Origin of the sequence: Pararhizobium polonicum (assembly GCF_001687365.1) — a bacterium.
GTDB lineage: Bacteria > Pseudomonadota > Alphaproteobacteria > Rhizobiales > Rhizobiaceae > Pararhizobium > Pararhizobium polonicum.
Genome location: NZ_LGLV01000009.1, coordinates 114179 through 137844, shown reverse-complemented (window position 1 = coordinate 137844; position 23666 = coordinate 114179). Strand labels below are relative to the sequence as shown.

Annotated in this window: 20 protein-coding genes, 1 pseudogene and 1 CRISPR repeat array; of the genes and pseudogenes, 9 read left to right on the top strand and 12 right to left on the bottom strand. The window is 59.7% G+C overall.

What is annotated here, in order from left to right; genetic code table 11:
- Window positions 1–4: 4 nt before the first annotated feature.
- Together ADU59_RS15475 and ADU59_RS15470 are read left to right on the top strand one after the other, a co-directional pair.
- Window positions 5–754 (top strand): GntR family transcriptional regulator, encoded by a 750-nt coding sequence (locus ADU59_RS15475; protein WP_083198286.1) that lies wholly within the window; start codon window positions 5–7, stop codon window positions 752–754.
- Between the two features lie 196 nt (window positions 755–950).
- Window positions 951–1892: a dihydrodipicolinate synthase family protein gene (locus ADU59_RS15470; RefSeq protein ID WP_068955033.1), complete on the top strand. Its 942-nt coding sequence runs from the start codon at window positions 951–953 to the stop codon at window positions 1890–1892.
- A 153-nt stretch (window positions 1893–2045) separates the two neighbouring features.
- On the opposite strand, the gene ADU59_RS15465 is transcribed toward ADU59_RS15470, so the two are convergent.
- Together ADU59_RS15465 and ADU59_RS15460 are read right to left on the bottom strand one after the other, a co-directional pair.
- Entirely contained in the window at window positions 2046–3542 is a 1497-nt protein-coding gene (locus tag ADU59_RS15465) for an amino acid ABC transporter permease/ATP-binding protein (protein ID WP_068955032.1), read from the bottom strand.
- Window positions 3543–3637: 95 nt separating this feature from the next.
- A complete protein-coding gene (locus tag ADU59_RS15460) occupies window positions 3638–4423 on the bottom strand; it encodes an ABC transporter substrate-binding protein (protein ID WP_068955031.1) in 786 nt (261 codons plus the stop codon).
- A gap of 377 nt (window positions 4424–4800) precedes the next feature.
- Between ADU59_RS15460 and ADU59_RS15455 the strand changes: the two genes are divergently transcribed.
- Window positions 4801–5529: a GntR family transcriptional regulator gene (locus tag ADU59_RS15455; RefSeq protein WP_202970077.1), complete on the top strand. Its 729-nt coding sequence runs from the start codon at window positions 4801–4803 to the stop codon at window positions 5527–5529.
- Between the two features lie 14 nt (window positions 5530–5543).
- Entirely contained in the window at window positions 5544–6404 is an 861-nt protein-coding gene (locus ADU59_RS15450; RefSeq protein ID WP_068955030.1) for an urea carboxylase-associated family protein, read from the top strand.
- A gap of 203 nt (window positions 6405–6607) precedes the next feature.
- On the opposite strand, the gene ADU59_RS15445 is transcribed toward ADU59_RS15450, so the two are convergent.
- From ADU59_RS15445 to ADU59_RS15415, 7 genes are all read right to left on the bottom strand, one after another.
- Entirely contained in the window at window positions 6608–7291 is a 684-nt protein-coding gene (locus ADU59_RS15445) for a DUF4405 domain-containing protein (protein ID WP_068955029.1), read from the bottom strand.
- 58 nt (window positions 7292–7349) lie between these two features.
- Window positions 7350–7823: a cytochrome P460 family protein gene (locus ADU59_RS15440; RefSeq protein WP_068955028.1), complete on the bottom strand. Its 474-nt coding sequence runs from the start codon at window positions 7821–7823 to the stop codon at window positions 7350–7352.
- A gap of 54 nt (window positions 7824–7877) precedes the next feature.
- Window positions 7878–8348, bottom strand: a complete 471-nt coding sequence (locus tag ADU59_RS15435) for a (R)-mandelonitrile lyase (protein WP_244506444.1) — start codon at window positions 8346–8348, stop codon at window positions 7878–7880.
- A 37-nt stretch (window positions 8349–8385) separates the two neighbouring features.
- A complete protein-coding gene (locus ADU59_RS15430) occupies window positions 8386–8799 on the bottom strand; it encodes a carboxymuconolactone decarboxylase family protein (protein WP_068955026.1) in 414 nt (137 codons plus the stop codon).
- The gene (locus ADU59_RS15425; RefSeq protein WP_068955025.1) at window positions 8796–9872 is read right to left on the bottom strand and encodes an alpha/beta hydrolase; all 1077 of its coding nucleotides are present in this window, start codon (window positions 9870–9872) and stop codon (window positions 8796–8798) included. Before ADU59_RS15425 ends, ADU59_RS15430 begins: the two co-directional genes overlap by 4 nt.
- Before the next feature lie 91 nt (window positions 9873–9963).
- Complete coding sequence (locus ADU59_RS15420; RefSeq protein ID WP_068955171.1) at window positions 9964–11046, bottom strand: alpha/beta hydrolase; 1083 nt, start codon at window positions 11044–11046, stop codon at window positions 9964–9966.
- Window positions 11047–11167: 121 nt separating this feature from the next.
- On the bottom strand, window positions 11168–12061 hold the full coding sequence (locus ADU59_RS15415; RefSeq protein WP_068955024.1) for a LysR family transcriptional regulator: 894 nt from the start codon (window positions 12059–12061) through the stop codon (window positions 11168–11170).
- A 134-nt stretch (window positions 12062–12195) separates the two neighbouring features.
- Here ADU59_RS15415 and ADU59_RS15410 point away from each other — a divergent pair, with 134 nt between their 5' ends.
- Genes ADU59_RS15410 through ADU59_RS15400 form a run of 3 tightly spaced genes read left to right on the top strand, consistent with a single transcriptional unit; the run spans window position 12196 to window position 14593 of the window.
- Complete coding sequence (locus ADU59_RS15410; RefSeq protein ID WP_068955023.1) at window positions 12196–12513, top strand: hypothetical protein; 318 nt, start codon at window positions 12196–12198, stop codon at window positions 12511–12513.
- A 36-nt stretch (window positions 12514–12549) separates the two neighbouring features.
- Window positions 12550–13542 carry an aldo/keto reductase gene (locus ADU59_RS15405; RefSeq protein ID WP_068955022.1) on the top strand — a complete coding sequence of 331 codons (993 nt, stop codon included), beginning with the start codon at window positions 12550–12552 and terminating at the stop codon, window positions 13540–13542.
- Between the two features lie 43 nt (window positions 13543–13585).
- The gene (locus tag ADU59_RS15400) at window positions 13586–14593 is read left to right on the top strand and encodes an alpha/beta hydrolase (protein ID WP_139093179.1); all 1008 of its coding nucleotides are present in this window, start codon (window positions 13586–13588) and stop codon (window positions 14591–14593) included.
- A 441-nt stretch (window positions 14594–15034) separates the two neighbouring features.
- Window positions 15035–16985: direct repeats of the CRISPR family, unit length 36 nt; unit sequence GTTGCGGCTGGACCGCGTTTTCTGATCTGCTAAGCT.
- 72 nt (window positions 16986–17057) lie between these two features.
- Here the strand turns inward: ADU59_RS15400 and cas2 are convergent.
- From cas2 to cas9, 3 genes are read right to left on the bottom strand one after another with little or no spacing between them, the layout of a single operon-like run.
- Window positions 17058–17423, bottom strand: coding sequence for a CRISPR-associated endonuclease Cas2 (cas2, locus tag ADU59_RS15395; RefSeq protein ID WP_244506443.1), 366 nt, complete (start codon window positions 17421–17423; stop codon window positions 17058–17060).
- The gene (cas1, locus tag ADU59_RS15390; RefSeq protein WP_068955169.1) at window positions 17420–18358 is read right to left on the bottom strand and encodes a type II CRISPR-associated endonuclease Cas1; all 939 of its coding nucleotides are present in this window, start codon (window positions 18356–18358) and stop codon (window positions 17420–17422) included. The genes cas2 and cas1 overlap by 4 nt, the downstream gene beginning before the upstream one ends.
- Window positions 18359–18409: 51 nt before the next feature.
- Window positions 18410–21685 carry a type II CRISPR RNA-guided endonuclease Cas9 gene (gene cas9, locus ADU59_RS15385; RefSeq protein ID WP_068955020.1) on the bottom strand — a complete coding sequence of 1092 codons (3276 nt, stop codon included), beginning with the start codon at window positions 21683–21685 and terminating at the stop codon, window positions 18410–18412.
- Window positions 21686–22316: 631 nt separating this feature from the next.
- Between cas9 and ADU59_RS31465 the strand changes: the two are divergent.
- Window positions 22317–22780, top strand: a pseudogene (locus ADU59_RS31465) (transposase); the annotation flags it as partial.
- A gap of 498 nt (window positions 22781–23278) precedes the next feature.
- Window positions 23279–23641, top strand: coding sequence for a hypothetical protein (locus ADU59_RS31385; protein WP_068955019.1), 363 nt, complete (start codon window positions 23279–23281; stop codon window positions 23639–23641).
- The last annotated feature ends 25 nt before the right edge of the window (window positions 23642–23666 follow it).

Here is a 23666-nt window from a genome sequence, read left to right as displayed (position 1 = left end):
GGAAATGCCCGGATCCGGGGCGTTGCAGGGGAGAACACGCTTGGCGGAACCAGACGACAAGGAAAGGCAGCCGGCGCACAAGCGCGGCTATGGCGTATCGACGGTTTACGAGACGCTGCGCAACGAAATCATCGAATTGAAACTTGCGCCCGGCAGTCCGGTGGACGAGCAGCAACTGTCCGACCGGTTCTCGCTCTCCCGGACACCGATCCGCGAGGCGCTTGTCAGGCTGGCAGCCGAGGGCCTGATCACCACGCTGACCAACAGGACGACGATCGTTTCCAATATCGACTTCCTCGGTCTGCCGGCATTCTTCGATGCCCTGACGCTGATGTACCGGGTGACCACGCGCCTTGCGGCTGCCAATCATGCTGCCGGCGACATCGACGGCATAAGGGCGCTGCAGAAAAGCTTCGAGACCGCCGTTGAGCAGCGCGATGTTCTGGGCATGATCTCGACCAACCGCGATTTCCATATCGCCATCGCCCAGGCAGGCCGGAACCGCTATTATACCGAGCTTTTCACGCGGCTGCTGGATGAAGGCCGCAGGATTCTCCGGCTCTACTATTCCTCCTTCAACGATGTTCTGCCCCGGCAATATGTGCGCGAGCACGAGGATCTGATCCAGGCGATCATCGATCGCGACATTGATGGCGCCGATGCATTGGCGGTTGCCCATGCCGACCAGATCGTCACCCAGATCCGCTCCTACATCACAGCCGATACGCGCCAGGCCGCACGCCTGAACCTGTGAGGCGCTTCATGGGTGCGTGACGTGCCCGGTACGGATGCTGGATGGATCGCGGGGGAAACGCGGAGCCGAAGTGCTTTGTATTTTTATTGTCGACAACAACTCGGTGAACTGCTAGTCCAGTCGCAAATGGGCCGACATCGGCAAAGACGCTGATGAGGCAGGCCCGATATGTGTGGTGATGACGAGGAGCAGTTGAATGGCATATTCAGTTTTCAAAGGATGTATTCCGGCTCTGATGACGCCGTGCAATCCGGATCGCAGCCCCGACTTCGATGCGCTTGTCGAGAAGGGAAAGGAACTCGTATCCCTCGGCATGTCCGGCGTTGTGTATTGCGGCTCCATGGGCGACTGGCCGCTGCTCACCGATCAGCAGCGGCAGGAAGGCGTCAAGCGCCTTGCGCAGGCAGGCGTTCCCGTTGTTGTCGGAACCGGCGCAGTCAATACCCACTCAGCTGCCGACCATGCGGCCCATGCCGCCCAGGTGGGCGCCAAGGGCCTGATGGTCATTCCGCGCGTGCTGTCGCGCGGTTCCTCCGTCGCTGCCCAGCGGGACCATTTCTCGGCCGTTCTCGCAGCTGGCAAGGACCTGCCCGCCGTCATCTACAACAGCCCGTACTACGGCTTTGCGACGCGCGCAGACCTGTTCTTCGATCTTAGGTCGCGCTTTTCCAACCTCGTTGGCTTCAAGGAATTCGGCGGCAAGCAGGACATGACCTATGCTGCGGAGAACATCACCGCTGGTGACGACGACCTGACACTGATGGTCGGCGTCGACACCGGTGTCTATCACGGCTTCGTCAACTGCGGGGCCGGCGGCGCCATCACCGGCATCGGCAATGCGCTTCCCAAGGAAGTGCTCCACCTCGTTGCACTCTGCGAGCTGGCAGCCAAGGGCGATACCGAAGCGCGCCGCCAAGCGCGCGAACTCGAAGAAGCCCTGATGGTGCTTTCGACCTATGACGAAGGCCCGGATCTCGTCCTGCATTACAAATATCTGATGGTGCTCAACGGCGACGACAGATACGCGCTGCATTTCAACGAGACAGACAAGCTCAGCGCCTCCCAGCGCCGCCATCTCGAAAAGCAGTACGATCTCTTCCGCACGTGGTACGCATCGCGATATCCAGAGGCCGCTTGAGGCGGCGCAGCCTCGAACGGTTTCAAGCGCGTCCCATGACGATCGCTCCGGGACGAGGAGCATTGCCGTCGCTTGCTGAAATGAAGAGCTGGGTGCGAAAAGACCGGCGGATCTTGCGGTCCGCCGGTCTTTTCATAAGAACAATCGCGCCGTTCAGCTTTGCCGCATGAACTTTTGGATCCGGCTGTCAGCCGGTGATTTTTCCAGCTCTTCCGCCGTCATGTCGACGACGACGTAACCGTTTTCCATCATCACGACCCGGTTGCTGATGCGGCTGACGAAGCGCATTTCATGGGTCACGATGACCATCGTCATACCCTCGCTGGCAAGGCCCTCAATGACCTGAAGCACTTCGCCGACCAGCTCTGGATCGAGCGCCGAGGTCGGCTCGTCGAACAGCATGATCTCCGGATCCATGGCGAGTGCACGTGCGATCGCGACACGTTGCTTCTGTCCGCCCGAAAGCTGATGTGGGTACTTGTTGGCGTGCGCCGCCAACCCTACCCGCGCAAGATGGCTCATCGCAACCGCGCGCACGGCTTGCCTGTCGCGATTGCCGTGATAACGAGGCCCGAAAGTCACGTTCTGCAGCGCCGTCATATGCGGAAACAGATTGAATGATTGAAACACCATGCCAAGACAGGTAACGCGGTCATGGAAATCGGGCACCATGCGATAGCCCTTGGCGTCAGCGGTGATCCAGTCATTTCCATCCAGCGTGATGCGGCCCTTGTCGATATCCTGAAGCGCATTGATCGTGCGAATAAGCGTGGTCTTCCCGGAACCGGACGGCCCGATAATGCTGAGAACCTCGCCCTTGCGGACTTTGAGCGAGACGTCTGCGAGCGCTCGCTTGTCGCCGAAACTCTTGTCAACATGAGCGAGTTCCACCACGATTTCTTCGCCAATGCGGCGCTGATTGCTTGTCGCACCGATCGGCGCATTCGCCGCGGGAATGGCTATTTCGGCGCCTGTCATGCGTGAGATGTCGAGGCGCCCTTCAAGCCGCGAAAGGAAGAAGGTGAAGACCGAGACCACCAGCACATAATAGAACGAAACCGCGACGAGCGTTTCCAGGACCATGAAGTTGCGGGTATAGAGCCGCTGGCCGACCAGCAGGATTTCCGCAAGCGAGATCACCGAGACGAGAGAGGTCAGTTTGACGATGGTGATGAACTCGTTACCGAGCGAGGGCAGCGCAACACGCACCGCCTGCGGCAGGATGATATGCCGGTACTTGCCGACAGGACGAACACCCAGCGCATGCGCCGCCTCGTGCTGCCCCGGATCGACCGCGATAAGGCCAGCACGATGGATTTCCGCCAGATAGGCGGTTTCGGATACGACAAGCGCGATCAATCCCGCCCAGAAAGGCACGGAAAGCACAGGCCCGAGCGCCGGCATGAACTGCGGCAGGTTATAAACGAAAATCAGCAACACCAGCAAAGGCAGGCTGCGGAAAAGCCAGATATAGGTTTTCGCAAACCAGCGCACGGGTCGAAGGCTGGATTGTCGGGCGAGCGCCAGCAGGAAACCGAGCACTGTCCCGATAACCCAGGTCAGCACCCCGAGCCAGGCGACGAGAGCCGTCGCGCGCCAGAAGTCAGGATAGAGCGCGAGGCTGAAGAGGTAATTCCAGTCGAAGTTCATGGGCCGGATATCCCGAAGAGTAACGACACCGAAGCGCCGCGAATGCCTGTGCTGATTGGCCAGGCAGGCGTCTCACGGGCGCCTGCCTGAAGCGCCTATTCCCCGATTGCCGCCTTGAACTCGGCATCCGTCGATTTGGCAACACCGTACTTGCTGAACAGGGCCTCGTAGTCGGCATCGCCATCAAGCTTGGCGAGCGTATCGCGCAGGAAGGTTGCAACCTCCGTATTGCCCTTCTTCACGCCGAAACCGACGATGACGGGGTAAAGCTGCTCGCTGGAGGTGACCTTCAGGCGGCCGTTAAGCTTCTTGGCAGCGTCAGCGAGCACAGCGGAGTTCTCCAACTGCGCGTCTACGCCACCGGACATCAGGGCCTGGGTCGTTTCAGGGGACGTCGGGAACTCGCGTGAATCAATCGGATTGGCGGAGCACACCGACGTGTTCAGCTTTTCGAGTTCCGGAATCCACGCCGCTCCCTTGATGGAGCCGACGCGCTTGCCGCACAGCTCTTCGGGCCGGGTGAAGTTTTCACCGCTGCTTGCGGAGACCGCGATGGAGACCCCCGTCTTCATGTAGGGAATATAGTCGATCTGCTTGGCACGAGCCGGGGTCACGTAAAGCGTCGACGCGATGACGTTGAACTGATCGCTGGATACGCCGAGGATCAGGTTTTCAAAGCGTGTGTCGTTGAAGGAAACCTCGCTTCCGGTCTTTTGACCGATCAGCTTGACCAGTTCGACATCGAAGCCAGCAGGCTGGTTGGCGTCATCGAAATAGTTGTAGGGCGGATAGGTGAGATCGACGCCGATTTTGAGCGTTTCCGCCTGGGCCGCCGTCAGCGGCGCCAGCAACAGGATGATGCCGGCTACGAGTTTCTTCATGGACTGTTCCTCTCAGTTGATGGCTCATTTTTGTTGAACAATTATGATATTGCAATCCCCTCCCGTGCATAAAGTTTCATCAGAGGGCGTATTTCAGGCAGATCGCGCGATTACGCCGCCTTGGCACAGTTGGCCAGGACGCCCATAAAACATTGTATTTTCTTGAAAATCTGTCTTTGTTGAACACTATCAGCAAAACATGCCAAGAAACCCACTCTGACTGACGTCCACGGACGATCTCGATCCATGCACCGGAGCGAGGCGCCATGATTACGCATGCTCTCGGCAACATTCTTTCTTATTGCCCCTCATGTTGGCGGGCCCTCTCTTGACATGCGCTAGTTGTTCAACAAAAATCGCACACCAAGGAGACCATATTGACCAACCAGAATTCCTCGGATCGTCCACTTGTCTTGACCCAGACGGTGGCCGGCTTGCTGCGCGACAAGATCCTGCGCGGCGAACTGGCGCCGGGGACTCCGCTGCGTGAGGTTGTCTGGGCGGAGGCGCTGAGCGTATCGCGCAACACTTTGCGCGAGGCGCTGCGGGACCTGGTTGCGGAAGGGTTGATCGAGCATAGGGTGCATTACGGTGCGACGGTGCGGGCGCTCAATGCCACGGAGATCAGCGAAATTTATGCAATCCGCATGACGCTCGAACTGCGCGGCGTCACTTGCAGCGCCTATGCGTCGCAGGACGCCATGTCCGAACTGGTCGAACGCGTTGAAGCCGTGCAGCGGGCCGCACTCGACAAGGACTGGCAGCAATGCGGCACCGCCTCCCTCGAGTTTCACCGGCAGATCGTCAATTTCATCGGCAGCCCCAGACTGAACGATGTCTTCGCCACCGTCGCCGCACAGGCCCGCCTGGCCTTCTCGATGGCCCCCGACGCTCGCCGGTTCCAGGAGCCATGGGTCGCTCGCGATGTCGAGATCTGCGGGTTGCTCTGCGATGGCGACCGCACGGCCGCCAGCAGGGCGCTCGAACTCTACCTGCAGGAATCTGAACGCGTGGTGCTGGAAGCCGCCCGCGCGCAGACCCTTCCCCGCCCCGGCAAGAAATTGGCGGCGCCCGCCGACGAACGCGGCACCCCGCCCAGCACATGAGGAGAAGAATAGGGATGAAACCCCAACCGATTACGCGCGCGCCGGAAGATGCGTTGAGCCGCAAGGCAATCAAGCCTGTCATCTGCTATCCCGTCGACACCCTGCCCCGGCCTGATCTGACAGCCTATCGCGCGTTGCGCAACGATCTGGAGTTCGTCGAGCGGGTGATCGTTCCCGCCCGCGACGCGGCCTGCTGGCAGGTTCCCGCCGGACATTTCTGCCGCATTCTCTGCGCCGACGGCGCGCAGGTCGGCGATCTCAACCTGTTCAACGCCAACAATCTCGAGGAGCGGCTCTTTACGGGCAAGACCCGTGCGCTCAACGGAACGCATGTGGGCCTGGGGGATCAGCTCTTCTCGAACATGCCCTATCTGCGTCCGATCGCGACGATCACGCACGACACCCTCGATTGGTACGGCTTCGATGAGTTCGGCGGCTCGGTGCATGACGTGATCGGTACCCGTTGCGATCCGTACACGCACAATTTGCTGAGCAACGGCGGCCAGTATCACCACTGCTGCCATTCCAATCTGACGCGGGCTTTCGCCGCGCAGACAGGAAAATCGCCACAGGAAGCCGGCACCTACATCCATGATGTGCTGAACGTCTTCATGTGCACAGGCTTTACGCGCGACACGGGCCAATATTTCATGAAGGCAAGCCCGGTCCGTCCCGGCGATTATCTCGAATTTTTCGCTGAGATCGACCTTCTGGGCTGCATGTCCGCCTGCCCCGGCGGTGACTGCTCGTCCGAGCACTCTTCGGACGCAGTCGCCTGCTATCCGCTTGTGGTTGAGATCTACAAACCCTCCCGTCCGCCAGAGGGCTGGAGCGCGCCCAAGCTCAACGGCTATGACGGCACACACGGCCTCTGAGGCGCGCAGAGCTCCGTTCGACGATCAAGCTCCCGTGGTCTCTCTGCGGGAGCTTTGTTGTTCAGTATCCGGGTGGCCGGTCAATCGTGCCGGGCCCGCAAGCGACCAGAAGCACGAATGGTTCCATATGCCGGCGCCTGGGCTTGGCCGGCAGAATTGGCCTGGCTGATCAATGTGCCGGATAGCGCCAACGGCATTCACTGTCACGAAGTGGCAGTTCGCCAGGCGAAGCGCAGTAATTTTAGGGCGTAATGGGTGATGCCGGCGCACAGCCCTACGATCGAAGCGTAGTTGACGAAGAACCCCAGCGTCGATTCATTGAAATCCCACATATCGAGCGAGTAGGTCAGCATAAGCTTCGAGCCGAAGGCCATTTCGAAACAGCTTCTGATCCCCCATATGGCGATCGCGACCGCGGCGCCTCTGACGACAATGGTTCGCGCAAGGTTTTGGCTGGCGATCCCGAACATGCCCCGGCAGGCGTTCATGACGATGCCCCATCGGGTTCCCAGGTGCACGGCGATGATGAGGAGGACCCAATAGCCCGCGAACATATGGATTTCGCGGATCGCGAAACCTCCCTCGAGCGCCATGAATGCGAAGAGATCGCGCGAGATCAGGATGCTGGTCACCAGCATGACCAGCATGGCCAGCGCGAGACCGGCAATGGTTGCAATATTGAACACCCTTGTCGCATCTCGCCTGCCTTTCGATACCGAACCGTACCAGCGGCGGTTGAAGACGTTATGGACGATGACGAGGACGAACAGCGCCGTGCCGAACAGCTCGTGCGACAGGTTGTCGAGCCACCAGTAGGCAAGACACGCGATGATCAGCCCGATCGCGGTAAAATCGAGGAAAAGCCGGATGCGGAAGACCCTGCTCACCGGCCCGCCACCCCATAATTGCTCAAGGCTTGAGCCTGCTTTGCCGTTCTGAAGGCCCTCATTCAAACTCGAACCTTCGCATTTCGTTGAACGAATAGAGGAAGTCCCGATCCGCCCTGGACGTGTGGCATGACTGACAGCGGGCGGTGTTCTCTGCCGTGTTGATGGTCATATCCGGCTTGAACCACTGGAACTGCCAATCGCCGGTCCGGCGGCGCTCATCGTAGTCGGCACCCCAGTCCGGACCTTTCTCCATGACAAAGTAACGAAACACTTCGCCGTCGCGGTAATCCACCAGAACGACATGTGAACCCGGCGGAACCGGTTCTCCCTTCTTGACGGCTTCGATCGCTTCACGTGTCGTCATCAGGTGTTCGGTCACCTCGCCCCGCGTCACCGTCGTGTAGTGTATAAGCTTGTCGATGTCCGGCATCGTCGTTCGGTTCGGTTCGGCATGGGCCTGCCATCCGACGAGCAGGACACCACAGCCCGCCAGGACCGAAGCAGAGATAGCACCCAGGATTTTCTTCATACGCGGCCCTCAATTGAAGTGATTTTGTAGAGGCGACCCCGGCCGGAAGCCGGCCTATCGCGCGTATTGCGCGTCGGAGACCTGTTCCATCCAGTCCGTCGTTTTCCCATCGAGCGATTCGGCGATGGCTATGTGCGACATGCCGGTTTTGGCGGTCGCCCCGTGCCAATGCTTGACACCCGGCGGTATCCAGACGACGTCGCCGGGCCTGATCTCCTGCGCGTCGCCTTCCCAGTGCTGAACCAGGCCAACGCCTGCGGTTACGATGAGGGTCTGACCGAGAGGGTGCGCATGCCAGGCCGTTCGAGCACCGGGATCGAAGGTAACGGTTCCCCCGCCGACACGGGCGGGTGCGGTGGTCTGAAAACGGGAATAGACACGTACCGCCCCGGTGAAATTCTCGGGCGGGCCCGCCGTCGAGGCGTGGGCACCGGCGGGTGTGACAGTGATCGTCTTGTCCGGCTCGGCGAATGCAGCCGTCGCGCTCATCATCAAGGTTATGGGGATCAGGGATTTCGCGTTCACGGGATGGTTCCTTTAATTCGTGCGGGCATCGGCGGCGTCAGTTTTCGGCGAAGACATCCTTGGCGATTGCCACGGCCGAAACGGCACTTGGCCAGCCGGAATAGAAGGCCATGTGGGTGATCGTTTCCACCAGCTCCGCCTCGGTCAGCCCGTTGTCGCGGGCACGGATCAGGTGAGAGCGGAGTTGATCCGGTCTGTTCAGGGCGATCAGCGCACTGACCGTCACGAGGCTTCGATCCCGCTTGGAAAGTTCAGGACGCTCCCAGATGTCGGCGTAAAGGACATCGTCGGTCAGGTCCGCGAGCTTCGGAGCGATACCGCCCATCAATTGCTGGGTTCGGGACTTCGCGGACTCGAGGTTTGCCGATGGCTGATCCTGCGCGGAGACAGAAGAATGAGCGGTGCCTGCGACAACGATTGCCATGGTGATGATCGACAGTTTCAAGCTCATTGGGCCAGTGCCTCCTGCGTAAGGGTCGTCGCGTAGAATGAGGTCAGCCTGTTCATGGCGGCGTCCACGTACTCGGGTACCCAATAGGTGTCGATGTGGGTCGCGCCCTCAATCTTGAACATCTCTTTGTTGCGGGTGCCGGTGGCTTTTGCGAACGCATCTTCCGTCATGTAAAGACTGTCGGCCTTGCTCCCCGCGATCATCAGAAGAGGCTGATCGATCAGCTCGATCTGGTCGGTTGCGTCGAACCGCATCAGTTCCACGAGGCTGCTCGTGGTATATTTGAAGGTCGAGTTCGGGTGCGCGTGCGTCTTCCAGTAATATTCGTAGCCTTGACGATAGAGGTCGAACGGAAGCGCCGCGATCTGCTCGTCTGTCAGGTTGGCATCGCCGGAATACAGGACCTCGCCGCCGGCGGCTTCCTGAGCCCGGGCCAGGGACGCCTGCTTCATCCGCGCCTGTACGGTGGCGAACTGGGTGTCGTTGTAACCGTTGCGGCGAACGCGTCCGGAATTGAACATGCTCACCGTCGCGATCGACTTGAACCGCTTGTCGGTCTCCGCAGCCGCCAGGGAGTAGCCACCACCCCCGCAGATGCCCAGAAGTCCGAGGCGCTCTGCATCGACCCCGGCATAACGGGTGATGAAGTCCGCCATGCCATGAATGTCTTCGATGCGGTTCGCGGGCTTGTCGACGTTGCGGGGCTCACCGCCGCTCGCGCCCTGATAGGCGGCGTCGGCGGCGATCGTGATATAGCCCTGTTCGGCCAGACGCTGGGCGTACAATCCAGCAACCTGTTCCTTCACGCCACCATTCGGATGCGCCACCATGATAGCGGGGTACCTCCTGGCGGGATCGTAACCGGCGGGCGTGTAGACGTTCGCGGCAATATCTAGGCCGTTCAGCGTGTACTGGACCGGATGGATATTGACCTTGCCGGGCTCGTTTGCCGTAAGCGCACCGGCGTATGCAAGGGTGAACGGATTTTTCCTGAAGTCCGCGGCTATCGCTTCACCAGCTGTGAAAGCCATCATCGCGGCCATCAGCGTGGCCTTGGTCGGGGACTGTTTCATGTCCGTACTCCTGTAAGGACCGGGACGTTCCGATGGTGGAACGGCCGCCTTCCTGATTGCATTGGGATCGTCAAAATCTTTTGCCTGGGTTTCAGTCGAGCTTCTTCTCGGCCAGGAATTTTACGACCTGGTCGGCGATCTCGGCATTGTTCAGATCCGACATCAGGAAATGGGTGTTGCCTTTGATGCCGATCTCCGGGAGATGCACCAGGCGGGCATCGCCGCCGTGCTTGTTGACTGCGGCGACCCAGAGCTTCGCCATCGCGAGACGGACACGCCAGTTGTCCTGCCCGCGCTCCCTGGTCGGTTCGACCGGAAAGTTGTCGCCGTAGTAGATAACGATCGGAATGCGCGTCAGCTTCTCGAAATCAGCCACGGATACCGCATCCGGCTTCAAGGTTCCGGCAGCACTTGGCATGGCTTCCGGCAGTTCGCCTTCCGGAAAGAGGAAACCACTTCCCGGCTCGAAAGCGACGATCGCCTTGACCTTCGGGTTTTCGATTGCCGTCAGCCACCCTGGGCCGCCCGCCTGGGAATGGGTGAACAGAATGGCGTCGCCGATCCTGTCGAACAGCGCCGACATCGAGCTAGCGATCACGTTGGCATCGAAGGGCCCGGTATTCGGCGTGACCGAACGTAGGAACTGGTCAAGCGCCTCGGGGTCGCGGTCGAACTGGACATTGTCGAAATAGTCCGGCCATTTGCCTATGCGGAACTGGTCGAAGAAGAGCTGGTCGTAAGGCGTCGGTTCGATCGTCATGGCGACGGGGCTGTTGCCTGCGCGACCACGGCGCGGCTGGTCGACGAGATAGGTGGAATAGCCCTTGCGCAGAAAGATGTTCTGAAATCCCTCGCGGCCGTCCGGCGTCGTTTCCCAGCTTCTTGCGGACTGGTAGGCCCCGTGCAGCATGACAATGGGAAGCGGCTTTGGCTTCTCCGGCACCTGATAGAAGACGTAGGCGTGATCCCCGTGCAGGCTTTGGCCTTCGTCCGAGGGCGCGTTGTTGTTGTAGGCTCCCGGCGTGGACGTCACGCTTCCGCCAACGGCGAAGCTTCCCTGCTCCGCGATAACGAGCGGTTCCGGTTTCGATCCGGTCTGCGCAAAGGCCGATCCGGCGGCGAGTTGCGTCGAAAACATCAGAGCAAGCGCGAAGGTCTTCATCAGAGACGTCATGTTCATCCTTCTCGTGGTCGAGTGGATGAAGCCTATGCGAAGCTCTTTATCAGCATTAGCCACCTATTTTCGATTGAAGCCATTAGCCTGGCTTCTTAATCACAAACGGTTGATGAGCACGTCATCCCTTAAAGCGAAGGGCCTCCAGGACAAGGGCGAAGGCTGGAGAGGCGTGCCGCCGGTTCGGGTAATAGAGATGATAACCCGGAAACGGCTCGCACCAGTCCTCCAGCACGCGGATGAGTTTGTTGCCCTTGATCAGGTCCTGGACCTGGTCTTCCGGCATGTAGGCAAGGCCGAGACCTCTCAAAGCCGCATCACGTCGCATCGCCAGGCTGTTGAAGACAAGCTGGCCGTCGACCCTGACCTTGAGTTCGTATCCATCCTTTTCAAATTCCCAGGGGAAGATGTTTCCATAGGTCGGCATGCGAATCTGGATGCAGTTATGCGCGGTCAGGTCCTGCGGTTTTTCGGGCCATGGATTGAGACGAAAATAGGACGGCGAACCGACAACGGCCATGCGCATCGGCGGCCCTATTCGAAGCGCGATCATGTCCTTCGCGACCTGCTCCCCGAGACGGACACCTGCATCATATCGCTCGGCGACGATGTCCGTCAGACCATAATCGACGGTGATCTCGACATTGACGTCAGGGTTGTCGGGTAGGAACTTGTCGAGGGCGGGGGCAAGGACGGAGATCGCCGCATGCTCGCCGGCCGTGATGCGGATCGTGCCGGCGGGCTTGTCGCGCATCTCGCTCAGAGCCGACAGTTCCGCCCTGATTTCCTCGAACCGCGGACCAGCCGTGTGAAGGAGCCGCTCGCCCGCCGGAGTGGGCGATACACGCCGCGTCGTTCTCGTGAGCAATCTGATACCGAGCCTCTCTTCAAGGCTGCGCACCGTCTGGCTGAGTGCCGACTGCGAGACACCGAGCTTCACCGCCGCCCGCGTGAAACTCTCTTCGCGCGCAACCGTGATGAAGGCAACGAGATCATTGAAATTGTCCTGTGCCATTCATTATCCCAGCTTATAGGTTCATGCTGATTATAGGCACTAATCGAAAGCGGCGGCAAACGCTAGATTGCAGTCAGTCAAACGGGTGATCGACAGCAGTCCCCGTCGCGTCTGAACTGGAATATGCATGACCCATGCAATCGAGCCCCCCAAACAAGCGGGCCATCTTCGCGATCGTCCTCGCCAGCAACGTGATGATCGTCCCCGGCATCTCCATCGTGCCGACGGGTCTCCCGAAGATCCACGTCGAACCCGGCTTCACCGATGCCGGGCTGTCATGGGTCTCCACCGCCTGCGCGCTGGCTTTCGGCGGCTGCCTTCTGGCTCACTGTCGGGATCTGGCCGCGGAAACAGGAACATTCCCGATCGCTCTGACGTTGATCCCCGCCCTCGCCTTCATCGTTGCCAAGTGCCCCGAGACCGCCCCCGTTACGGCAACTGAAGCGCAATGACCCACCAGATGCATTCCTATGAACGGAGATACGACCATGAAAAAACGAAAACTTGGAAACGAGCTTGAAGTTTCGGCACTCGGCCTTGGCTGCATGGGCATGAGCGCCGCCTATGGCCCCGCTGCCGATAGCGGCGAAATGATCAAGCTCATGCGCCTTGCCCACGAGCGCGGCGTCACGCTGTTCGATACGGCTGAAGCCTATGGTCCATTCGTCAATGAGGACCTTGTCGGTGACGCTCTCGCACCGATCCGAAACGATGTGGTCATCGCCACCAAGTTCGGTTTCGACATCGATCTCGAAACAGGCGCGCGCACCGGCGGCACGAACAGCAGACCCGAACACATCAAGGCTGTGGCCGAGGCCAGCCTCAGGAGGCTGAAGACCGATCGCATCGATCTGTTCTACCAGCACCGTGTCGATCCCGCTGTTCCGATCGAAGATGTCGCGGGTGCGGTCAAGGACCTGATCGACGCTGGCAAGGTGAAGCACTTCGGTCTTTCGGAGGCGGGTATCCAGACGATCCGCCGCGCTCACGCAGTCCAGAAGGTCACCGCCGTCCAGAGCGAGTATTCGCTGTTCTGGCGTGGCCCCGAAACGGAACTGCTTCCCGTGCTGGAAGAACTCGGTATCGGCTTCGTGCCGTTCAGCCCGCTCGGCGCAGGCTTCCTGACAGGCAAGATCGACGAGAACACGACATTCGATGCCACGGACTTCCGCAATCTGGTCCCGCGCTTCACGCCCGAGGCACGAAAGGCGAATTTCGCGCTCGTCGACCTGTTGAAGTCGATCGCGGAACGCAAGGCAGCAACGCCTGCCCAGATTGCCTTGGCGTGGCTGCTGGCGCAGAAGCCCTGGATCGTTCCGATCCCCGGCACCACCAAGTTGCACCGCCTTGAGGAAAACCTCGGCTCCGTCGACGCCGCTCTTTCAGATGCCGATCTGCAGGAAATCGGCACAGCACTCGCCGGGATCGAGATCGAAGGGGAGCGGCTTCCGGAGGCTGTCCTCAAGATGACGGGTTTATGAAGCGAGCATGCAACGGGCAAAGGACAGTTTCAAAACCGCGCTGATGGCGTTGCCGTTCTTGCTGGATTCCGCGCTGACGGATGCGGGGGAAACCCGACGAGCCGCATCCCGGATCAGAGACCATGACACACAGGTGACGGCGCAAAGCCGTCACCTGTCGGCGAGCAGCACGATCGGAGACGTTCTTTTGCATCCGACTTTCGCAGCGTTTGGTCGCCTGATCCTTCCGTGGGATGGTCGGGGATACGACGATCGCCAGCCACTCAGCGGTATTGCCAGCCTGTTGCCCTATCACAGCCACGTGGACACGCTGAGCGTTGTCGATGGACTGAATCGGATGATCGACGACGCAGCCGACGGCCGTAAAGTCTTCTACGACATCTACTCCGACGCAGAGAGGCGCGCAGACCCCACGAAGGAAAATACGGGACTGTTCTTTTTCCGGGGCAAATCCGGCGCGCCCTTCGCGATCGTCGCGCCCGGCGGTGGCTTCGCCTATGTCGGCTCTGTCCATGAGGGATTTCCCTATGCGACAGAGATCAGCAAGCTCGGCTTCAACGTCTTCGTCATACGGTACCGTGCCGGGCAAGGCGGAAAGGCTCCAGCCGCAGACCTCGCCACGGCGATCTCCTATATCTTTGAGAACGCCGGGTCGCTCGATGTCGCAACCGACGGATACTCCCTTTGGGGTAGCTCGGCCGGCGCGAGGATGGTGGCGGCTGTCGGATCGCATGGGGTCGCCGCATTCGGAGGTGCCATGCTGCCGAAGCCTGCAGCGCTGGTCATGGCCTACACCGCGCACTCCGATGTCTCGAACGACGAACCACCGACATTCGTCGTTGTCGGCGCCGACGACGCCATCGCCCCGCCTGCCAGCATGGAGAAGCGCATCGCCGCTCTGCGCCAAATGGGCACACCGGTCGCATACAGAAAATACCCCGCGCTTGGCCACGGTTTCGGCCTTGGCATCGGCACCAGCGCGCAAGGCTGGATAACCGATGCGACCGAATTCTGGGAACAGTCAAGGGAGCCCCGCAGCACTCCCCCGTGAGCACAGGTGCCGTTACGAGGCAGCCGGGCCGACCACATCATATTTTCACAACGAGAGGATCACCAATAGCCAGCGCGAGTTTAATCGCGTACCTCGCCTACATGTCGAAGACTGGACCGCGGCGGCACCGTGAATTGATCACGACAGCCAGTCACGATGCGCCTGAACGAATTCAACCCCACGACCGCGCAGATCGCAGCTTCTGCAGATCATTGAAAATCCTAGCATTCAACGCTCCAGCTCACTTTCGATCAATCTTCAACATCGAGCCAGCCCGGCAAGGCGCTGGACGTCGCCAGCCATTTTGCAACTCTCAGGAGTCGACGCGGTGTGGAGCATATCGCGGGCTCGGCAGCACTCCTTCAAGATCGGCGCATTGCCGCTGGACCATATCCTTTGATCTGCTAAGCTGAGGGACGACATCGTCTGCCCGATCATCGCGTTGCGGCTGGACCGCGTTTTCTGATCTGCTAAGCTCGGATCCGCCGCGACCTTTTTGCCGCGTGCGTTGCGGCTGGACCGCGTTTTCTGATCTGCTAAGCTAACGCCCAGAACCTTTTGTTGTCATTCGCCGTTGCGGCTGGACCGCGTTTTCTGATCTGCTAAGCTCCTCAGAGGAACAGTAACCGAGTCGACTTAGTTGCGGCTGGACCGCGTTTTCTGATCTGCTAAGCTAGAACGGAACAGGCCTTACCGGCCCGTCGTGTTGCAGCTGGACCGCGTTTTCTGATCTGCTAAGCTGCCACACGACCATATACTGGTGTGCGGCATGTTGCGGCTGGACCGCGTTTTCTGATCTGCTAAGCTCACCTGGAGCATGACAAGACCGTCCTGAACGTTGCGGCTGGACCGCGTTTTCTGATCTGCTAAGCTACCCTGAAGGGCTTCGGCAAGCAGATGCAGGTTGCGGCTGGACCGCGTTTTCTGATCTGCTAAGCTGGACCGAGATGCAGTTCTGGCGATCTTTTCGTTGCGGCTGGACCGCGTTTTCTGATCTGCTAAGCTAACCCGGAACACGCCTACGAGGCGTACTTCGTTGCGGCTGGACCGCGTTTTCTGATCTGCTAAGCTCTCTACGGTGGCATGGTTGCTGCACGGCTTGTTGCGGCTGGACCGCGTTTTCTGATCTGCTAAGCTCGGTGGATGTTCATTCCTCTTGAGCGCCGGGTTGCGGCTGGACCGCGTTTTCTGATCTGCTAAGCTACATGGCGCGCACAACAACTGCAGGTTTTCGTTGCGGCTGGACCGCGTTTTCTGATCTGCTAAGCTCGCTTGCCGCCAGCAAACGAGCCTTCACCCGTTGCGGCTGGACCGCGTTTTCTGATCTGCTAAGCTTATTGGGGAAAATATATCCGGGCGATCTTGGTTGCGGCTGGACCGCGTTTTCTGATCTGCTAAGCTGATCTGGCTGGCGTTCTTGCTGATGCGTTCGTTGCGGCTGGACCGCGTTTTCTGATCTGCTAAGCTGATCTGGCTGGCGTTCTTGCTGATGCGTTCGTTGCGGCTGGACCGCGTTTTCTGATCTGCTAAGCTCTCCCATCCAAACAGGTTCGGGGGAAAGTAGTTGCGGCTGGACCGCGTTTTCTGATCTGCTAAGCTATAAACACATCACGGGTTGCTTTGCCTTCAGTTGCGGCTGGACCGCGTTTTCTGATCTGCTAAGCTACGCTCACGGAGCCTACCCTGCTCATCTCCGTTGCGGCTGGACCGCGTTTTCTGATCTGCTAAGCTAGAACCTTGAAAGCAAATGGCGTCGCCACGGTTGCGGCTGGACCGCGTTTTCTGATCTGCTAAGCTAGATGTAGCGCGGCGCATGGTGCGCTATCTGTTGCGGCTGGACCGCGTTTTCTGATCTGCTAAGCTGAAGCTATTCGATGAGATGATGAGCAAGGCGTTGCGGCTGGACCGCGTTTTCTGATCTGCTAAGCTGTACGGAAAAACGTCCTCGTCATCCAAAGAGTTGCGGCTGGACCGCGTTTTCTGATCTGCTAAGCTCATTCGTCGTCTTTCAAGACGCCGCCGCCGGGTTGCGGCTGGACCGCGTTTTCTGATCTGCTAAGCTCGCCAAGCATCTGCACCTCGGTGGACGATCGTTGCGGCTGGACCGCGTTTTCTGATCTGCTAAGCTTTCTGGCTTGTTCAAGCCGTTTGGCGGCGTGTTGCGGCTGGACCGCGTTTTCTGATCTGCTAAGCTCGCACGGGTGGTCATGACGGGTGGCCGCTTGTTGCGGCTGGACCGCGTTTTCTGATCTGCTAAGCTCAAGGACGGTGGTGATCGCACTGATGACCAGTTGCGGCTGGACCGCGTTTTCTGATCTGCTAAGCTGGGAAGCTCTCCGTTCATGGGCAGTAGCTAGTTGCGGCTGGACCGCGTTTTCTGATCTGCTAAGCTCGATCCTCGGTTAATCTTCTGATTTCAAAGGAAGATTGGCCGGGGTGACGGCAGCGGAAATGGCGGCTGGCGCTAGAAAAGCGCCAGTTGGTCGGGATTTTTCTTCCGCCGTTTTCTGGCTTGGTCTGAAAAACGGATGATATTTTCGTATTGCCGGTCGGTGAACTGGAAGATGTATATGTCACCCCATTCCGGCAGGATGCTCTCGATCTGACGGGCATAGCTTTCAAACTGCTCCTTGCCGCTGCAAAAGCGAAGATAGTTGGAAAGCTGGCTCATTTCAAAGCCTATGTCGAGCAGCCGCTGCCGGAATCTCGTGGCTGCATAACGCTGCGTCTTGGTTTCGACCGGAAGATCGAATGTCACGAGCATCCACATGATTCTATACCCGCTCAAATGTCGTGGCCCGCTATTGGCCTTGTGAAGAGCCGCCGTCATGCCTCTTCCTGCTCCACGGGCTGTTTTCCGAGCGCCGCCAGATGCAAGGCCGATGGCGGGACTGGCAGATCGAGCCGCGCCTCACCGGTCTCGAAACCGACCGCAACCGAATGAACGAACCGTCCGATCTGAACGGAGAGCGGCGAAACGCCGATGTCCGTATCGAGATCGAAGGTGGTGATGGATGTCAGCGCCCGTTTCGTCTCCGGCGACAGATCCGTTTTCCCGGCCGCGGCAAGATTGCGGACCAGTTGATCCACGAGGGGCCGGTACGGCTCCATGAGGTCGTCGGCAAGGGCGAAGGCGTTGGCCCTGTTGGAATGGAAAACGCCGATGGTGGGATGCAGGCCGGAGGCACAGATCGCCCGCGCGACAATGGCGCGCAATACCGTATAGCCGTAGTTCAGAAGGACATTGAGGCCCTCTGCTTCCCGGTCGCGATAAAAGTCAGGGCCCAAAAGCGCCTTCCAGTAGCGCCGCGCGGCCTGCGCCTCGATATTGTCGGGATCGCCCGAGCGAACCTTGCGGGCAAGCATATCGAAAGCGCCGGCCTCCAGCCCATTGGCCGCAAGCACATGCCCCTGCATTCTCACCTTGGCAGAAACGATCTTTCGCCAGACCTGCTTTTGCAGCGGTTTGGAAGCGTCTATCTGCGCGCGCAGCCTTGCGCCCTGGGCATGATGGCCCTCAAGCGGCCAGACGACCGCCACTGGCGCATGATTGGCAGCACATAATACGACCGGCACGCCGCGTTCGGACATTTTGACGAAGACATGATTGGACCATGTGGTGCCGTGAGCGTGGACAATCAGCGCGCCGATATCATCGAGCGCGATGCGCCCAACCTCGTCCCCACCGTTTTTCGATACGGTGAGAAAACCCCTGTAGACGGCCAGGTGCAGGCCATCCGTCGATATATCAACAATCCGGTCCATCCGGCCAGAGTGGCGCAAAGAAATGAAACAATCATAAAGGGAATTTTTTCCCTACACACCCTTATTCGCCTGCCGCGTCTCCCTGTCCTGGGGGCCGGGGTCGAAGATCCGGCCAGCCGCGTCGATCCGCACCTGCCGGCATTTGATGTCCCGCAACCCGTTGTTTGCCTTGGCGAAGTAGCTGAAGGGGTCGCCCTTGTCCGCGTCGCGCGCCTTCAGGCTGCCACTCTCGCGATGGGAGGCGAAATAGATCCGTTTGTCGTTCGAGAATTTCACCACGCGCGCAATGGTGTATCCATCAGCCGGATGCTCATAGGCCACCATGTCGTTCTGCTGAAGTTTAAGAACACGGCGTGCTGCCGGGTTTTGCTTGTGGAAAGGCGATTGCCAGCCCGGCTGATGCGCATCGAACATCGACACGACCTCCGTATGCCACTTGCCATCCAGTGTCTCCCAGACCTCGTAGCGATAGTTGGCGTCGCCCTTGTAGCCCTTGTAGGCCTTGCCGTCCCTATCAACGATCGGGATAACCGAAAGCGTTTCCAGCACCCGCACCCGCCTGATCCCCTTGAATTGCGGATGCGTGTCGCGAAAACGGATGAGCGCTTCCTGCAGCGCCTTCTTTTCCGTCAGGCTGCCGATGGCGCCGTACAATGCCGACTGCAGCTCCGTATCGCGGATCGAGGCGATGTCCTTGACCTCCAGGGCCATGAACGGCTTGCGCCGCACAACCAGCGGACTGCCCTTTGCATCCACCAGCCCGGTGAGGCCATAGGCGGTGTCGTTGTGGAGCTTGCCGGCAGTCTGACCTTTCCCTTGCGCATAGGCCGCCCGCGACACTGTGCCGTGATCCGGTTTGTGACTGACCGTGACGCGGCCGATGGCCGCGAGCAATTCCTCCCGAAAGCCCGGCCATGGCGGGTTGTCCTTGACAACCGTGCGGACGAGATCGTCGAAAGCCACATCGTCCAGCCGTGCCGCTGCACCGGACATGCGCTGCAGGAGGGAGCGGCTGGTCGTGCCGATGACAGCCGCGTCGATCGCATGGTGACGGTGATCCCTGCGGTTCTTCTCCTGCGCCATCTCACCCAGATTGTGATCCGGCAACAGAGTGTTGAGGCCCCAGTTGCGGCGCAGCAGCTCCGTCAGCCGGCCGGGCACCACATGAACCCGCTTGCGTTGGCGCAACTCCCCCGATTTATCGGCTTCCTCGGACGGATAGAGCGCAGACAGATATTCGAGCGCCATGCGCGACAGGTACTGCGTATCCGTCAACTGCCGCGCCAGAAAGCCGCCTTCCGCCTCGAATTGCTGCATGGCATCGGCGGCAAAGCGCCACCGCTTGTTCCTCGGCAAGCGCGCCGCGCGCGCAAGAACCTCGTCATAGCGGTCGCGCCATTCCGGCACGTCGGACGGTGTGCGATTGCGTTTCTGACGATTGGCGGATTTCAGGCACAGCAGCTTGTTCGCCTGGCTGTCGTCGAGCGTTTTCGACCAGGGAAGGATATGATCGACGTCCACCTCGCCGGAAAACAACATGGCGATACCAATCGGCTTGCCGGAATAGATGCAGACCCGATCCTCCGGCTTGTCCAGGTTCAGCTCCTCCCAGAGTTTCAGAAGCAACCGGTTGTAACCGGTGTCGAGCTGACCCATTTCGATCAGCTTCTGCGAACGCCCCTCGGCCTCGCGGGTATTTTTCGCAATCCGGCGATTGACATCGTCCTTCTGCTTTTCCGAAAGCTGCAGGTCGCGTGCCAGTTCCACGACGATGCGCTGCGGCCTGCCGAACCGGTGGATCAATGCATTGACGACGCGTCGAAGCTGGTTCAACCCGATATGCACCGTCGGATTGGTGATGCGGCCCTTGCGCAGATCGTAGATATCATCGGGATCGCCGGTGCCCGGAGGAATGTGCCGCTCCAGGATTTCCTGGTATTCCGGCAGGGTGTCCAGCCCTTCGTCCTGCTCTTTCGCAAGATTGCTATGATCGTAACCGCAGAGCCGCGCCGCCTCGGATTCGGGGATCACCGCCGTCTTCAGCTCCTCCAGCATGGAAGCAAGCGCCGTCTCTCCGAGCCGGCCATATCCATCCGGCAGAGATGCGTTGGCAATCGCGGTGACGCGTTCATCATCAAGGCCGAATTCACTCTTCAGCCAGCTGGAAAGGCTTGCAGGGTCCTCCTCCTCCTTCAGGCGCGTGATGATCTCCCACTGCCGCGCGCGCGAAAAACCGCCCCATCGCGCACCGAACATCTTCGCGTCGGCCAATACCGAATAGATCTCGTCGCCGAGGAGCTCTTTACGGGCCTCCGATTCCTTGTTGAAAACAAGGTCCGGCGTCAGTTTCAGCGTTTTGCGCAATGCCGAAAAGCTGGCCTTTCTTGACGTTTTCAGCTTGGCCACCAGCGCATTGCGCTCATCAAGCGTCAGCTTGCGGTGGCTCTGATCCGGCAGAACGACCTCCAGGTCGTTGATTTCCTTGTAGAGCCGGAACTCCTGAAACAGCGGATGCGCTCGGGAAAGCCGAAACTCCGCCGGATTGAAGGAGCAGCGGCCGACAAGCGGTTTCTTCAGCGGCCGCTGATAGAACATCACCCGAAAAAGGTGCGCGCGGCGTTCCGGCGTCAATATGTCGGGATGATGCACCGCCTGAGCGTCCCATATCTGGCGGAACTCATCCTCCAGCAGCGATCGTTCGGGATAGAAGGCATAGCCCTCCGCATCGAACACCTCGGAACCGGCCCGCAGCCGCACCGAATGCCCCTCCGCCCGGCGCATCGCCAGCCAGGCGCCAAGGGTCGGAGATCCGGAACGGTGCATCGCCGCCGTCAGCTCGTCGATGCCGAGCGCGATCTTGCCCTTGTCGTTGTCCTTGCGGTCGGTCTTGCGGTTCGACTTGAAGCCGCGCCTCTGGCCGAGATGGAAAAGCACCCGGCCGATATAGGCGGGCGGCAGCTTTTCGCTGAGTGCGCGGGCCCGCAAAGCATAGGGATTGAAGCTTTCGTCGCCGCCCTCCCGATCGCCGGTTTCACGCAACACCGCCTCCTGCCCCGCCTTGTCGCCCGGCATCAGGCCGTACTCGATCATCGTGCGCAGCGTCGCCTTGCGCCGCCGCAGATAGCGGTCGCGCCGGCGCGACATGGCGCGTGCTTCACGGCGGGCAACGGCCAGCGAGGTTTTCGACTGCGGATCACGGCCATCCGCATAGATGCGGGCTCCGAGATCGACGATACGGTAAGGCTCCCCCGCCTCATCCAGCGCGAACACGCACCAGCCGATCGAGTTGGTGCCGATATCAAATGAAAAAAGAAGATTGCTATACATAAAAAAGAATAAACCTTGGCCCTGCATGGCTGATCAGAAAACGCGGCCCAGCCGCCACCTCCAGCGCATATTTTCTGCGCTTTGCGTGAGTTTAACAGATCAGAAAACGCGGTCCAGCCGTCTGCAACCATCAGCGGACAGGCTGAAAAAAATATGCGATGATGTAAGGAGCATATTGCAATCGCGCGAGAACTCCGCCATAGTCACCATTAGAGTGATAGCGAGATACATGACGGAGGGAGTCCAAACTCGTCGGATAGGCGTCTATTAGCTGGCGTTATAAAAGCTATCACATGCAGGAGAGCGGGTCCACACCGGTTTCCGCCCACAACCGTTGAGACTGAAGCTTATAGTCAGTACGCGATGATGTAGTTGCAGTTGGACCGCTTGACGCGCATCGCCAGATTTGGCAGAAATGCAGATCAGAAAACGCGGTCTGGCCGTTAACAAGCCTCGACCAGCACCAGATAAGGCGGCCCCTCCGGGGGCCGTTTTTGGTTTTGGGTATGAGCCAAAGACGAACGGCAAACCATCGTTGATCCTGCCGAACATGTTCTCGATGCGGTATCGCTGTTTGTAGAGAGTTTTGTCGTAGTCGGCGGGGTGCCACCGCTTCTTGCGTGGCGGGATGCAAGGCCGTCCGCCGGGAAGCGGCAAACTTTCGGCCTGTCTGCCTTTCCTGATCGCCGAGGTCGAGCACAGGCCCGACATCACCATGCCGGAACTGGCTGACAAGCTTGACGGGGCGCATGGCGTCCGGGTCCCGCCCTCGTCGTTGTCGCGTGTCCTGGTGGCCCAAGGGTTCCCATATAAAAAAGCCCTGACGGCATCGGAACGCACGCGCGCGACGGTACGGCTGGAACCACATCGTCTTGTCTTCATTGACGAAACTTCCGTGAACACGAAGATGGTCCGGCTGCGTGGCCGCTGCCCGCGTGGCGAATGTTTGCGCCGTTCAGCACTTATGTCCAGACCCAGCTTGCGCCAACACTTAAACCTGGTGACATCGTCATCCTCGACAATCTCGCGGTTCACAAAAGCACCAAAGCGGCACAGGCCTTGAAAGACAGAGGCGCCTGGTTCCTGTTCCTGCCGCCTTGAGGCGACCTTCTACAAATACAAGGCGAAGTTTGGCGGCATGGAGGTTTCCGATGCCGTGCAAGCGGGCGGCTCGCAAAGCCGGGATAAACGCCTTCGGCTCCGGCGAGGATTCGGTCCACACCGCCGGTCTATCTCGTCGCCCTTGGCCAACCGGGGATTCGGCTGACCGACGGCCTCACCGATGGTCATGCGCGGGTTGAGGCTGGCATCCCGGATCTCCCCTGCTGCCCGCATGGCCGCGTGCCTCCAAGCGACCACAGTTGCGAACCTTTCGTAACAAAACAGCACACACAGCAATTTCGCAGCGGCTAGTTTTACCTGGCTGGGTCACTGCTTCTCCCACAATCGATCGCCAAGCCAACCGGCGGCGCGCGGGGTGAGACAAGCAGCCGAACCGGCCTGGATGAAACATGTTCCCGGATTGACGTCCCCGGACGATGGTCGCTTGCGACTGTCCGGGTTCGCGGAAATTCGGCTCGACAGGAGACAAGAATGAACAGAAACCTGGCCGCTCTGGCTTGCGCCGCATTGCTGATGACCGGTGTCCTCTCCCCCGCCCTGGCCCAGGACGGCTATTACAGAGACGGTGCCCGCGAGCGGTATCTGGAGGACGGCCTGGCGAACGGACATCGGGCCCAGGAACGCAATCGATACGCCCGCGAGCGGCACGAGCAGTTTGGCCAGCGCGATGTCATCAGCCTGCTCGAACGGCGCGGATACCGCGTCCGGGACGTGCGGCTGGAACGTGGCCGGTATTTTGTAAGGGCCTCCCGCCGGGATGAAAGGCTTCTTGTTATCGTCTCCCGCCGGGGTGAAATCCTGGAAACGCGGCGCATGACGACCGACCGCTTCTGAAAAGGGACCGATGAGACGCCGGCGC

Bases quoted from the DNA above. Each gene is read 5' to 3' on its own strand.
- ADU59_RS15450 (WP_068955030.1), top strand. From the start codon at position 5,544: ATGAAACCCCAACCGATTACGCGCGCGCCGGAAGATGCGTTGAGCCGC.
- ADU59_RS15440 (WP_068955028.1), bottom strand. From the start codon at position 7,823: ATGAAGAAAATCCTGGGTGCTATCTCTGCTTCGGTCCTGGCGGGCTGT.
- cas9 (WP_068955020.1), bottom strand. From the start codon at position 21,685: ATGTATAGCAATCTTCTTTTTTCATTTGATATCGGCACCAACTCGATC.
- ADU59_RS15400 (WP_139093179.1), top strand. From the start codon at position 13,586: ATGGCGTTGCCGTTCTTGCTGGATTCCGCGCTGACGGATGCGGGGGAA.
- ADU59_RS15460 (WP_068955031.1), bottom strand. From the start codon at position 4,423: ATGAAGAAACTCGTAGCCGGCATCATCCTGTTGCTGGCGCCGCTGACG.
- cas1 (WP_068955169.1), bottom strand. From the start codon at position 18,358: ATGGACCGGATTGTTGATATATCGACGGATGGCCTGCACCTGGCCGTC.
- ADU59_RS15425 (WP_068955025.1), bottom strand. From the start codon at position 9,872: ATGAAACAGTCCCCGACCAAGGCCACGCTGATGGCCGCGATGATGGCT.
- ADU59_RS31385 (WP_068955019.1), top strand. From the start codon at position 23,279: ATGAACAGAAACCTGGCCGCTCTGGCTTGCGCCGCATTGCTGATGACC.
- ADU59_RS15475 (WP_083198286.1), top strand. From the start codon at position 5: ATGCCCGGATCCGGGGCGTTGCAGGGGAGAACACGCTTGGCGGAACCA.
- ADU59_RS15415 (WP_068955024.1), bottom strand. From the start codon at position 12,061: ATGGCACAGGACAATTTCAATGATCTCGTTGCCTTCATCACGGTTGCG.
- ADU59_RS15420 (WP_068955171.1), bottom strand. From the start codon at position 11,046: ATGACGTCTCTGATGAAGACCTTCGCGCTTGCTCTGATGTTTTCGACG.
- ADU59_RS15405 (WP_068955022.1), top strand. From the start codon at position 12,550: ATGAAAAAACGAAAACTTGGAAACGAGCTTGAAGTTTCGGCACTCGGC.
- ADU59_RS15470 (WP_068955033.1), top strand. From the start codon at position 951: ATGGCATATTCAGTTTTCAAAGGATGTATTCCGGCTCTGATGACGCCG.
- ADU59_RS15430 (WP_068955026.1), bottom strand. From the start codon at position 8,799: ATGAGCTTGAAACTGTCGATCATCACCATGGCAATCGTTGTCGCAGGC.
- ADU59_RS15465 (WP_068955032.1), bottom strand. From the start codon at position 3,542: ATGAACTTCGACTGGAATTACCTCTTCAGCCTCGCGCTCTATCCTGAC.
- ADU59_RS15410 (WP_068955023.1), top strand. From the start codon at position 12,196: ATGCAATCGAGCCCCCCAAACAAGCGGGCCATCTTCGCGATCGTCCTC.
- cas2 (WP_244506443.1), bottom strand. From the start codon at position 17,423: ATGACGGCGGCTCTTCACAAGGCCAATAGCGGGCCACGACATTTGAGC.